The organism is Mangrovibacterium sp., from assembly GCF_059905295.1.
On record NZ_JBZQJF010000124.1, the window covers coordinates 1 to 11,960 of the forward strand.

An 11,960-nucleotide genomic window follows, 5' to 3' on the forward strand; every position below is an offset into this window, starting at 1 on the left:
GACCAAGTCGGTCGGTGGGTTTCTAAATGAAGCTCAAGTTCTACATAAGTTTTTTTGTTTTGGCGATTGGCATGGCAGTGGTTATGCAAGTGAATGGCCAAGTAAACTTTAATGTTGGACAAACAGTGAATTTATCGGTTGAGGAGCATACTGCTAACTCGTACTATTGGACGGTTTACACCGATGTTGCGGGCAGTATTTCTGCTGATGTTTCGACCTTTCAATTTACTGCGCCTGCCAATGGAGCTTCTACCTCTATTGTATTTAATCAAGCGGGAACTTATTATCCCACTGTTATTGAAATGAATGCCTCAGGGTGTTCAACTGGTCGTTATGCTGCCATTGTTATATTGGCGAATTTAAATAATGTCCAATTTGCGGCTAGCAAAGGCTCGGTTTGTTACGGCGATTTAGCAGCCGGAGTTTCGTTGCCACTATCTTTTTACAATCAGGAGAATGGAGCGCTTGATGCAAGCCGTTATCCAATTACCCTGAACTACACGATTAATGGGGTTTCGCAAACAGCACAGGCCATAACTTATGCTGATCAGCAATTAGATATCGATCCTACTTTGTTGTTCGGAGATGGCTCCAGCGATCAGGTTTATACAATTGAAATTACAGGAGCCACCGATGCTCAAAACACGGTAATTCAACGCCAAACGGGTTCTGATTCTTATCAGCTTACCGTACTGATCCAACCTCAAATTTCGTTCTTGAAAGCAGCTTTATCACTTCAGAAAGGTGACATCCGTTCATTTTCTGTAACAAGCTCCAGTGAATTTATCCTCAACTGGCATTTAATATATCCTGACGGGACTGACGAAACATTAGCTTCCACAGGAGAGTTGACCGACAATATCCAGTTTTTACTGGAAGGAGTTTATGAGCTTCGGGTACGAGCGAAAGCAGCAAATGGTTGTTATAGCGAATGGCAAACCATGTCTATAACGGTAAACTCGACTTCTTCTACTGTTTTTGATTTAACCTTGGCAGTTAGCGATGTAAGCATGGGCTGGAAAAATCAAGCAGTCGATGGCAATGTGCTGACCAATGATATTTTTGGTGCTGGAATAAAAGTGCTTACAGTGATTTCACAGCCTGATGGTTCAACCGGGAAGTTGACCAAGTTTGATACAACAACCGGTGAATATACTTTTGTTCCTGCAGTAGGCTATACCGGAGAGGCGTCTTTTGAATATCGTTTGTGCGAAACCCTCGGAGACGGAACAGAGCGCTGTTCTGAAAGTCATGTAACCATTCAGATTTTGAATACCGATGTTGAAGCTGCTTCCCCTGTTGCTGTGGATAAGTATTTTGCAGTTGCATCCAACGGCTCAATAACCGATAATTTTGTTGAGGGGGACTTTAGTCTGAATGGTGAAACGCTGGACATATCCTCCGTTAATACCCCATCCTTAGAAGGTGGATTTACGAATACAAACAGTGGCGATTTCTCCTATTCGCCTTTGGCTGACTTTGGAGGGAGTGAATCATTCAACTACAAACTGTGTGGTAGCTCCGGTTGCGATTGGTCTACTGTAACGCTTTATATCTGGAATGAAAACTTCAAGGCCCCAGACTTGCTTGCAGGGGATGTCCTGTTTTATAATACCGGTATTTTAAAGGCTGTTTTGCCGGCCAACCGAAGGTTAGATGGAGCACAAGATTATACGTATAGTTTGGTTGAAGGGCCGCTACATGGAACGGTAACAATAAATGAAGACGGGACTTTTGAATACAAGCCCAATCCTGGTGAAACAGACTATTTCACGGACCAGTTTCAGTACAAGATTAGTAATTCGGACGGAGAAGCCAAAGCGACTGTTTATATTAGTTCCTATATCGAATCCCCACAGATCATTGTTCAAAATCAGTTTACAACCGGAGCATGTTTGCCAGTGGAGTTGGATGCTTCGAAAAGTACCGGCGTTGAGCCATTGAGCTTTAGCTGGACACCGACTGACTTTTTGAACGATGTTAACAGCCCGAATCCGGTATTTACCCCGGGTGAAAGCACCGATTATACGCTCACTTTAACCGATGCTTTAGGAAATACCAATACCCGGATAGTTTCGATTCTCGCTGATCCAATGCCGGATGTTGTTACCAGTAATCTGGTTTTTGTGAATAACTCAAGCGAATCGATTATGCTGGATGCAAGCGAAAGTACTGGAGCCGGATTGAGTTATAATTGGGAATCTTCAGGTAGTGGGGTTATTGTTTCAGGGCAGAACACAGCTACTCCCGAAGTAAAAGGAACCGGAAGATATTACCTCACTGTCACGGATCGAAATGGTTGTATGGATCGCGATTCTGTTGTTGTCGGTATTTGGATTCAGGCGGTCGATGATCAGGCGGAGGCCTTGGTTAATAACTATGTGGCAATTAATGTGCTTCGGAATGATATCCCGCAAGGTGGTATCGATCCCACTTCTGTCAGCATTGTTGTTCCACCTTCAAATGGTCTTGTTGAAGTTCAGGCTGATTCAATGATTGTTTACACCCCGGATCAGGACTACATTGGGGAGGACGAATTTATCTACCAGGTTTGTGATTACTCGAAACGTTGCGATGAAGCAACTGTTTTGGTGATGGTTTCGGCAGAAGCCTTGTTCATCCCGAATGCTTTTACGCCAAACGGCGATGGTTATAACGACCGCTTTGAAATTAAAGGCCTGGCTAAATACGATCATGTTGAGATTAAGATTTTCAACCGGTGGGGAAACCTGGTTTACGGATCGGAAGATTATGGAGTAAACGGTTTTTGGGATGGTGTTGCCAATCGCGGAGCTCGGATCGGAAAAGGACAAGTCGCCTCGGGCGTGTATTTCTACAGTCTGAACCTGGGAAAAGGTGAAAAGCAGTTAAGTGGTTTTATTTATATCGACAGGTAATGCGGATTCTTCATTTAAATATAAACTTGGGAATAGGGTTCAGTCGCAGCCTTCTCTTGGTATTGCCGATTCTTATCGTGTTGGTTGTGGGGACAGGGAATGATGTTTGCGGACAACAAGATCCAATGTATACACAGTACATGAATAATATCTTGTCAGTTAATCCGGCATATGCCAGTGTAGGTACAACGCTCGAGGTGAATGCCATTACGCGAAACCAGTGGGTGGGAATTGATGGAGCTCCGGTCACCAAGTCATTGTCGGCAATGCTTCCGTTAAAAACGCTATACACGGGTATTGGTTTTACTGTTTTGTCTGACAAGATTGGTCCGATTACGCAGACTGGAGCTTATTTCGATTATGCGTTTAAGTTTCAGGTGGCCTATCGCAGTTATCTTTCTTTAGGCTTAAAGGCAGGCGTTAACTTTTTTAGTACAGATTACGGGATCTTGAAAGTTAATGATGCCGAAGATCCAATCCTGATTGAGGATGTTACACGGCGGTTTTTACCCAACTTCGGACTTGGTGCATTTTATTACAATCAACGTTTTTTTGCAGGTTTGTCCATACCTAAGCTGATTCAGAACCAGATTAATGACAAAAGCTATTCTTCGCAAATTGCAAGTAAAGAGGAAATGCACTTTTTTGTGATGGCCGGTTATGTTTTCGACTTAAGCGACGATGTGAAGTTTAAGCCTTATGTATTGGGCAAGATGGTTCCTAATTCTCCCATATCAGTTGACTTATCCGCTCATTTTTTATTTTATGATCGTTTATGGGTCGGAGCCAATTGGAGAATTGGTGATGCCGTTGGGGCTCTTGCACAGGTGTTTGTAACCAAGCAATTTCGAGTTGGTTATGCCTATGATGTTACAGCCTCCGATTTAAATTCTTTTAATAAGGGAACACATGAGCTATTATTGAACTATGTGCTCAATTTCGGGCGGCGCAAATATGTTTCACCTCGTTATTTCTAAGGACTGAATTTTAGTGTACTGGAGAAAAGTTTATTGTCTTTGATTTCCGGACAACGGATGAGACTGTTTTAGTCCTTGAAGTTGAACTAGAAAGCTTCACCAATTCTGAAATAAATTCCCCAGTCGTCTTTGCCGAGAGCGGCATCAAGTCCAATATTAAACTTAGTTGCTTTAAAAGCCTGATATCGATAGCCTACACCTGCTCCGGGGTAAAGATCCCAGTTGAAACTCTTGGTGTCGGAACCATACAAGGTTGCCAGTCCGGCAAAGCCAACAACTCCCATTCGGTTTTCAAAGTTATACCGGTATTCGCCCTGTACTGCCATTAATCCATCGCCGCGATACTTTCCTTCAGAATAACCACGAATGTCGTTTCCTCCAATGGTTACCTGCTGCTCAAAAGCGATGTCGCCTAGCCCAAATATGCCTGAAAAACGAGCAGCAATAACATCCCGACCTGCCCGTGCCGGGAAGTATTCATTGAATTCGGTGGTTATCTTATTAGCCTTAACATCGTTCCCCATAAATTTTGGGAAAACATTCCATTTGAGTTTCACTAACTTACCCGATGTGGGATAGTAAGCCGCATCTTTCGTGTCCCATAACATGTCGAATGATATGCTATTGGTTTTGGTATCCGAGTTTGACATGTTTGGATCTTCGTAGCTCGTTTTGTGATGAGCATAGGTATACGACATCCCTCCGTACAATTGCTGGACTAATTTTCGTTTAAAGCCAAGAGTGATAATTGACGAATTGGTGAGATAGTCGATAAATTGCCCCGGAGACCCTGCATCCTCTATGAAAAACTGGGAGCACAGATCGCCAGTCCCTCCGAAGAAAACAATTCGCCAGGTATCTTCGGCAAGATGGAATCGATTGAAAAAACCAATGAACTTTGATCCGTTAGAGGTGATAATTGGGACGATGCCCGATAGTGATTTGGGAGAAACGGTGTCGGTCGCGTTGAGACGGTACATGGCCATTGGAACTACCCCAAACATATATTCGAGATTTCGGTTGTAGCTTAGAAAAGGCATGACTGTTAAGTCTGCTTTCTTTTCTTTTTTCTGCTTTGGGTTTGCTAAGGAGTCGGGTTGTTGACTTTGAGCTGCCCCTGCCAGACTACTTCCTAAAAGGAGTAGTATAACAAGATATTTACTTAACATAGCTGATTGGTTTCTGAATTTGTAAGTTTGAGTTACGACTTTAAAGTTGAATTGGTTTCGACTAAATATAATGTTTTTTTCAGAGGGTATTGTGCTGTTGACCTGACTATTTCGAGTGGCTTGTAAACTAAAAAAGTAGCTGTTGGCCGTATTTTACAGGCAACAGCTACTCTTCTTCCATAAATCGCAAGTCTGGTTTACTTGTCTTCCGGTTTTTCAATGTAACCAGAGAACGATATTGATTGCCTGTTCGTGCTGATTACGTCGAGGGAGGTTGATCCGGTCTTGAAAATTTCGAATCGGTAAGTTATTTGATCATTTCCATTTTCAACCTTCAGTTTTATTACCTGTGCTCCTTGTTTTGTCGTTGTTTCCTCTAAATCTTTAACAGGAGCCGTAAAGTCGAATGGAGAGCTTGTTGAACCGTATTCGGCGACATAAGCCCTGCCATAGTATGGTAAATAAGATACGATGGTATCACTTTTAAGGAGAACATCGAAATTCGTAATCGAAATTGATCGTCCCTTGGTCGGATAAGCCCGGTCAGGAGTAAACCGGAATGTTTTACTTTCAATTAATTGTTTGGTTTGCTCGATTAATTTGGCCTCTCGTTCGGCCTTTATTTCTTTCCGGCTTTTCTGTTTTTGCTCCTGTGCATTTACTGCGAATGCAAGGAACAACAGTGTTATGAGCAAAATGTGTTTTTTCATGATATTCATAACTTATTTGAATGGTAACAAACTTTAAAAACGTAGGATTGAGCTTATAGGTTGCAGTAGCAATCAATTCGTATCTACATCTTCAGAAGACCTTCTTTTTTCAACTCCTTAATGATAACCGGCTTATATCCGTCGAACCAATTTTCGATATTGCTTGGTTGAAAAGCTGAAGACTGGATTGACCAAAGAAGGTTTTCGCTTGCAGTGTCGTAAAAGTTGGTTTCGAAGAAATAGGTTGTTTGTTTCTCAACATATCCAGGTGTGGAGATCTGCGCATTACGGTAAGAATAATAGGATGAATAGCTATCGTAGAACCGAAACCGGTAGGGCGGTAAATAGGCAGGGTCACTTCCTTTAATATATCTCGATTCTGTTTTAACATCCAGAATGGATATGGTTAAAATTCCATCACAGCCCGAGTCCTTAATCATTTTAATCCGTTCATCTTTGGTCATTGCCTGACCTTTGGGAAACAGGTTGGTGCTTGTTTCTACCTTATGACCTCGTTTCTTCAAAGCTTCAGCCATCTTGTCTTCAACAGCTGCACGTTGGGTTTCATTCGGAATTAAGGCGGCCACAAAAATTGATTCAAAGGGGCCTTTACCAGCACTATCTTCCTTTACCCAGGTGCTGGTAATTTGCTGAGAGCTGGAGCAGCCTAATAATAGGAAGAGTGTTATAAATACCGGGATGAGTTGCTTTTTCATAGTTTGACAGATTAAAAATTTATCATTTTATCAAAGGTACGTTGTATTTATAGAAATTGAAATTTATCAGACGATTATCAATATAGAAAAGTTGATAATCAATCTTCCTGTTTTGGGTTGAGCTCCTAATTCCGTACTTTTAATCAAATACTTTGGTATTGTTGGCTGATTAGTTTGTGTTGGTTATTAAAGTCGCAATTGCATTGTGAAATTATAAATATTTTAAATATGTTTCAGAAAGATTACGGTCTTGTGTTAAAACTTGTGTTCACGGTGTTGTTGCAATTCGTATTGTGCAGCATTAGTTCTGGTCAGGTGGCAGTTTTGCTTTTGTTGTTTGGGGATAAGTTGGCCTCCGAAGAACTTCATCTGAGTGTGGACGGGGCCCTCAATTTTTCGAATATCAGCCAGCTGGAAGAAGGAAGTATTTTGGGAGGCGTAAATTTTGGTCTGGGCTTACATGTAAAATTAGGAGACCATTGGCAATTGAACCCCCAATTTCGACCGCTTTCTCAGAAGGGAACCCGGAATACGATTCCGCTAGTTGCTCTTCCATCGGATTTTGCAGCAAAAAGGACGAATTTAAAACTAAATTATCTGGAGTTTCCATTAATGGTTCGGTACTCGTTTTCACCTCATATGTTTGTGGCTGCCGGTCCGCAAATAAGTTTTTTAAGTTCCGCACACCAAGTTAGCCAAGGGACCTATACTGATGGGGCTGATGCTGATTTTAGAGTCGATATTCAGAACTATTTCAATAAAATTAATTTTTCCTTTCCGGTCGAACTTGGTTACTGGATCAGTATTCGTAACCGGAAATCGAAATCGGAAGCTAATATGAATCTGTTTGCTCGTTATTGTCCGGGGATAAGTCCCATGTTTGATTCCGGTTATCGGGAGAGCCAGTCAAAACTCACTGTCTTTCAGGTGGGAATAAGTATGCCGTTTATCCGAAACGAGAAATCAGTTGAAGAAAAATACGAGTTACATAGCTATTAGATGAAAAGATTGATTAGCAATAAAAAGAAATTATTGGTGGGTATTGCACTATCATTTTTTACGTTGGAATCCTTTGCTCAGGATGGTCACCAGTGGACGCAACAATTTGGCTCGGGTTCCATGTTTTTGGGCGGTTCCGTCATTGGTAGTGTCGACGATTTGGGGGCCGTGTATTATAACCCCGGAAGGCTCTCCCAAATTGAACAAAAAGTGTTTCTCTATAGCGGGAATATATATGAAATCAATTCATTTCGGGTAAAAGGGTTGGTCGGAGATAAAGGGTATAAAAAGTTTGCTCTTCGGGCTGTTCCGAACCTTACTGCTGGTGTTTTTACTTTGCCTTTTTTGAAGAAGCATACCTTTGCCTGGGCTGTTTTGGTTAAGAATGATGCCGACATTAAGATTGATCTGGAGGATAACTATTACCAGGATCTGTTTAGTTCAACACCGGGAAAGGAATATTTTAATGCATCGTTGACCCTTCAGGATAAGTTGAGGAATACCTGGACTTGTCTGAGCTGGTCGTACCCAGTAAATGAAAAGCTGAGCGTAGGGCTTACGGCTACCTATATGCACCTGGAATCCGAAAAAGGCCGAAGCTCCGAGATGGCTGCAATGGTTGAAACAACCAATGCAACAGCAAGCTACAGCTACAACAATCATGCTGATTTTAAATTCAATGGTTTGCTCTGGAAAGCCGGTATTGCTTATCGCTACCGAAAGGGCAGCCTGGGGCTTACAGTACTCACTCCTGTTGTGAAAATGGGAGGGAAGGGCAATTATACCTATCAAAACTATTCCGCAGGACTGAATGATATGGTGGGTACGACGGATATCTTCGGTTATAACTCTCAACGAGGTATTGCTGTGGAGTATCATTCTCCTTGGGCTGTTGGCCTGGGCATTTCGCACCATTTTGCTAAAAGTACAATTCATTTTGGTACCGAATGGTATAGTGCCGTATCGAGCTACCAGATTTTAAATCCTGAGGATTTTCAAATTCAAACGACTGGCGAAACGTTGAACTTTGGCTTGTACGACCAACATAAAAGTATTATTAACTGTGGAGTTGGGGTAGAAATGTACATCTCGAATGCGTTGAAATCTTTTGCCAGTTTCTTTACTGATTTTAATAGTTTGAAGAAAGTGGGCGATGGAGAAAGTGAGTTTGAACTGAACCCGATTCGTTCCAATTATTTTCACTTGGGAGGTGGCTTTCAGTTGAATTTGAAAGGCACTTCGGTCTCCTTAGGGCTCTCACATTCGGGGACAAAATCCAGCTTTTCACGGCCAATTGAATTTCCGGTTCTCACCCAAACCGGAAACTACGAAAGTAATACCAGCGTCAGTTGGAATCGGTGGCGAATCATGTTTAGCTTGTCGATTCCTCTGTTCAAGGATATTGAGGAAAAATTTGGGTTCTGATTCTATGAGGAACGATTAAATAGAGCGCAGCTTTTAAAAAATCCCAGGAATAATACATTGTCGTTTTTAGATGCTGATATTTAGTGCCTTGTGTCTGTTTGTATTTGAACCGATTGGGTATTCTCTGGAAATATCCAAGGCGGTTGAATGCTTATAATGGATTGGATTGAAACAGGGAAGTTTTCCATAACTGACAAAAATGGAGTATCTTGCGGCACTATTATCTACTAACTCGATTTCATAATTAGATTAAACAATGAAAAAAACTATTCTATCTACTATTTGTCTTTTATTGATAGCGGTCTGCGGCATGGCGCAGAATGCCGATGTATTAAAAAGTGATGCCATTAGTGCCGAATCGCAGGAACAATATGCTGATGCTGCTCGTTTGTTCGAAGAAGCACATGCAGCCTATAAAGCCCAAAATGTTCTGGATACAACCTGCGTTTACCGTGCAGGAATGAACTACGCAAAACTGGATCAGTTTGATAAAGCAAAACCGTTGCTGGAAGAAGCACTGGCTGTGAATTATAACTACGGGCGTACAGCTCGTTTGTTAGCCGATACTTATTATGGGTTGAAAGATCCGAAAAAAGCAGAAGAAATCCTTTTGAAAGGTAAAGAAGTCGCTCCGGAAGAGTCGATTGAATTTGATAAGAAGCTGGCTTATCTATATTTCAACACAGGGCAATACGCTAAAGCCGTAGAAAGCTTTAAAACCGTAAATGATGCCTTTCCGGGCAAAAAGAATTACATGTATTTGTATGGCTTTAGTCTGGAACGAATCAAAAAGTACGACGATGCAATTGCTGTTTTTCAAAGTATGCAAGAGCAGTTTCCCGGAGATAAGCGGTCGAAAAAGATGCTTGGTGTAACCATGTTTGAGAAAACCGATGCTGAAAATGAAGCAGAAGTAAGTCGTTACGAAGCAGCTAAGAAAGCCAATAAAGCCAATCTGGAATCGTACGTAGGAACTCGCGAGCGCTTAGCTGAAATTAATAAAGGTTATGAGGATGCCCGCGTTATTATGGAAGAATCACTTGCTGAATATCCTCAAGATCAGTTGTTGATTTCTTCGCTTTATAAATTGTATAAAAAGCAATACAAAGACGATAAAGCGGAACAGATGAAAAAACGCATGAAATAATCGCCACTTAATGATAAAAGACGAAGGCCTCCAATCGGAGGCCTTCGTCTTTTTTATGACTGAGTTTTCTGTTTGATCATCTTAATTTTAGAGAAAATAAAAAAAATAATTAAGACTATCTTGTCCTTTATTACAATCATAACAATCATTTCCTGTTGAATCATCTTAATTTTTCAAATCCTTCTAAAATGGACGGCTGGAAAAGTTTTTCTGCTTGTATTAGAGAGGTTGATTGTTTTTATTTTAAAATTCTAATTAACTAAAAAATATCATTCTATTTGTTTTTGTTGATGTTTATTTGTTTGAATTACAAACTATTAGCTTAACATTTTAGGGTTGCCTTCGTAAGCAGTTTAGTACGTCATACGATTTCCAATATTCACCAAAAACGTTTGTATGAAAAAATTATCTGCATTGATTGTCTTGTTGGCTCTTGTTTTGGGCAGCATGGCACAGAAGAAGAACGGTACAGTTTACATCGAACATCCGGCATTACAAAAAGTAAATCAATTTTGGGAAGCCTTTACTTCAGGAGACAAAGAAGCATATCTTTCTTTGTTGGCTGATACCGTAGCGATTAGTCGAAACGGAAATTTTTGGCGCTCCCCCAAAGAGCGGATGGCGAAAGGCCTCGATTGGTGGGCGAAAGAATTTGAAAACCTGAAAGCAGTTACGGATACTCCTGCTTATGCTGATGCTATTCAGTATGATAAAGGCGGTTTGTGGGTTCAGGATTGGCTGCTTTTAACAGGCCGACATATTAAGTCGGGAATTAATCTTCACCTGAGGCTTCATAATCTATACCATTTTGATGATGACGGCAAAATTGAGTCGCTCCATCAATATTTCAATAACGATGTTTTCGAGGAGATCAATACCAGTGGTGGTACGATCGAGAATGGAACGGTATACATTCAGCATCCTTACATTATTGCTGTTCGTAAAGCTGTGAATGCCTTTGCGGATAAGGATTTGGAAACTTTGAAGACTTTTTTTGCCGACGATGCCCGATTTAGAAATTCAACGATGAAGTGGCGCAAAAGTATGAGTTGGGATGAGGTCGCTAAAGGATGGCAGGATCTCTTTGATAAAACCGGAGAAATCCATCTCGAGCAGGTTGGTTATCCGGACTGTATTTATTATGCGAAAAATGATGGCTATACCGTCTATAGCTGGTGGATTATGCATACTACGATGAAAGAAGACGGGAGAAAGATTGATGCCCCAATGATGCTATCACACTCATTTAACAAGGATGGTAAAATTGAATGGGATATGGCCTATTATAGCAGCAATCAATTCGATAAATAAGTGTTTCATAAACTAATGGAAGCCCATTGCAATTTTGCGGTGGGCTTTTTTGTGCCCTGTTTTTGAACTCAAGGCCGAATTCGACGTTTACTAAGCGAAAGCAGATTTAGAATGAATAACTACGAAGCGCAAACTTGCGATAATTGTGGCGCCGATTTGAATTGCTACGGTGATTTAAATTGTGAATGCGCCGATTTGAAAATCCCGGAACAAGTGCAGGATTTTATCGGTGCTACTTTTGACCGTTGCCTTTGTCGAAAGTGTATTCTGAAGTTAATTGCTGGAATGGATGCGAAGAAGCCTGACGCTGTAGAATAAGCAAGGAAGCTTTTTCCCCTTAAACCCAAACAGGTATGTCGTTAGTGAAGGAAAGCCCAACGTTTATTTTTGATGGGATTGAGCAGGCTAAGCAGACTGGTGAGCTAATCCCCGGTTGGTTTCCGGGGTGGCTTTTTTCTGAAAGTGTCCGTCATTTTTTGTGAAAGTCTTTTTCAAGATGCGTTGAAGAGGATCGATTCTGCTCCAATAAATTTCCGCTAGCCTTACCAGGCGGGTTTTCATCTTTGGCTTGCCCCAAAGACGAAACAGAAAACGCAAGGCTGATTTTTA

10 protein-coding genes are annotated in these 11,960 nt (G+C 41.3%); 7 read left to right on the top strand and 3 right to left on the bottom strand.

Features of this window, described 5'->3' with window-relative positions:
* The first annotated feature begins 59 nt into the window (after positions 1-59).
* Positions 60-2,897, top strand: a complete 2,838-nt coding sequence (locus tag AC37HE_RS06600) for an Ig-like domain-containing protein (RefSeq protein WP_500782008.1) — start codon at positions 60-62, stop codon at positions 2,895-2,897.
* The gene (locus tag AC37HE_RS06605) at positions 2,897-3,874 is read left to right on the top strand and encodes a PorP/SprF family type IX secretion system membrane protein (protein WP_500782009.1); all 978 of its coding nucleotides are present in this window, start codon (positions 2,897-2,899) and stop codon (positions 3,872-3,874) included. Before AC37HE_RS06600 ends, AC37HE_RS06605 begins: the two co-directional genes overlap by 1 nt.
* Positions 3,875-3,960: 86 nt before the next feature.
* Here the strand turns inward: AC37HE_RS06605 and AC37HE_RS06610 are convergent, their stop codons facing one another.
* The 3 genes from AC37HE_RS06610 to AC37HE_RS06620 all read right to left on the bottom strand — a co-directional run bounded on the left by AC37HE_RS06610 (position 3,961) and on the right by AC37HE_RS06620 (position 6,469).
* Complete coding sequence (locus AC37HE_RS06610) at positions 3,961-5,043, bottom strand: BamA/TamA family outer membrane protein (protein WP_500782010.1); 1,083 nt, start codon at positions 5,041-5,043, stop codon at positions 3,961-3,963.
* A 197-nt stretch (positions 5,044-5,240) separates the two neighbouring features.
* A complete protein-coding gene (locus AC37HE_RS06615; protein ID WP_500782011.1) occupies positions 5,241-5,753 on the bottom strand; it encodes a DUF4251 domain-containing protein in 513 nt (170 codons plus the stop codon).
* Between the two features lie 83 nt (positions 5,754-5,836).
* Positions 5,837-6,469 (bottom strand): hypothetical protein, encoded by a 633-nt coding sequence (locus AC37HE_RS06620; protein WP_500782012.1) that lies wholly within the window; start codon positions 6,467-6,469, stop codon positions 5,837-5,839.
* A 228-nt stretch (positions 6,470-6,697) separates the two neighbouring features.
* On the opposite strand from AC37HE_RS06620, the gene AC37HE_RS06625 reads away from it, so the two are divergent.
* The 5 genes from AC37HE_RS06625 (at position 6,698) to AC37HE_RS06645 (ending at position 11,669) form a co-directional block, all read left to right on the top strand.
* The gene (locus AC37HE_RS06625; RefSeq protein WP_500782013.1) at positions 6,698-7,468 is read left to right on the top strand and encodes a porin family protein; all 771 of its coding nucleotides are present in this window, start codon (positions 6,698-6,700) and stop codon (positions 7,466-7,468) included.
* Complete coding sequence (locus tag AC37HE_RS06630; RefSeq protein ID WP_500782014.1) at positions 7,469-8,893, top strand: outer membrane protein transport protein; 1,425 nt, start codon at positions 7,469-7,471, stop codon at positions 8,891-8,893.
* Between the two features lie 256 nt (positions 8,894-9,149).
* Positions 9,150-10,040 (top strand): tetratricopeptide repeat protein, encoded by an 891-nt coding sequence (locus AC37HE_RS06635; RefSeq protein WP_500782015.1) that lies wholly within the window; start codon positions 9,150-9,152, stop codon positions 10,038-10,040.
* A gap of 396 nt (positions 10,041-10,436) precedes the next feature.
* Complete coding sequence (locus AC37HE_RS06640) at positions 10,437-11,351, top strand: nuclear transport factor 2 family protein (protein ID WP_500782016.1); 915 nt, start codon at positions 10,437-10,439, stop codon at positions 11,349-11,351.
* A 111-nt stretch (positions 11,352-11,462) separates the two neighbouring features.
* A complete protein-coding gene (locus tag AC37HE_RS06645) occupies positions 11,463-11,669 on the top strand; it encodes a cysteine-rich CWC family protein (protein WP_500782017.1) in 207 nt (68 codons plus the stop codon).
* The last annotated feature ends 291 nt before the right edge of the window (positions 11,670-11,960 follow it).

Bases quoted from the DNA above. Each gene is read 5' to 3' on its own strand.
- AC37HE_RS06605 (WP_500782009.1), top strand. From the start codon at position 2,897: ATGCGGATTCTTCATTTAAATATAAACTTGGGAATAGGGTTCAGTCGC.
- AC37HE_RS06610 (WP_500782010.1), bottom strand. From the start codon at position 5,043: ATGTTAAGTAAATATCTTGTTATACTACTCCTTTTAGGAAGTAGTCTG.
- AC37HE_RS06615 (WP_500782011.1), bottom strand. From the start codon at position 5,753: ATGAAAAAACACATTTTGCTCATAACACTGTTGTTCCTTGCATTCGCA.
- AC37HE_RS06620 (WP_500782012.1), bottom strand. From the start codon at position 6,469: ATGAAAAAGCAACTCATCCCGGTATTTATAACACTCTTCCTATTATTA.
- AC37HE_RS06625 (WP_500782013.1), top strand. From the start codon at position 6,698: ATGTTTCAGAAAGATTACGGTCTTGTGTTAAAACTTGTGTTCACGGTG.
- AC37HE_RS06630 (WP_500782014.1), top strand. From the start codon at position 7,469: ATGAAAAGATTGATTAGCAATAAAAAGAAATTATTGGTGGGTATTGCA.
- AC37HE_RS06635 (WP_500782015.1), top strand. From the start codon at position 9,150: ATGAAAAAAACTATTCTATCTACTATTTGTCTTTTATTGATAGCGGTC.
- AC37HE_RS06640 (WP_500782016.1), top strand. From the start codon at position 10,437: ATGAAAAAATTATCTGCATTGATTGTCTTGTTGGCTCTTGTTTTGGGC.
- AC37HE_RS06645 (WP_500782017.1), top strand. From the start codon at position 11,463: ATGAATAACTACGAAGCGCAAACTTGCGATAATTGTGGCGCCGATTTG.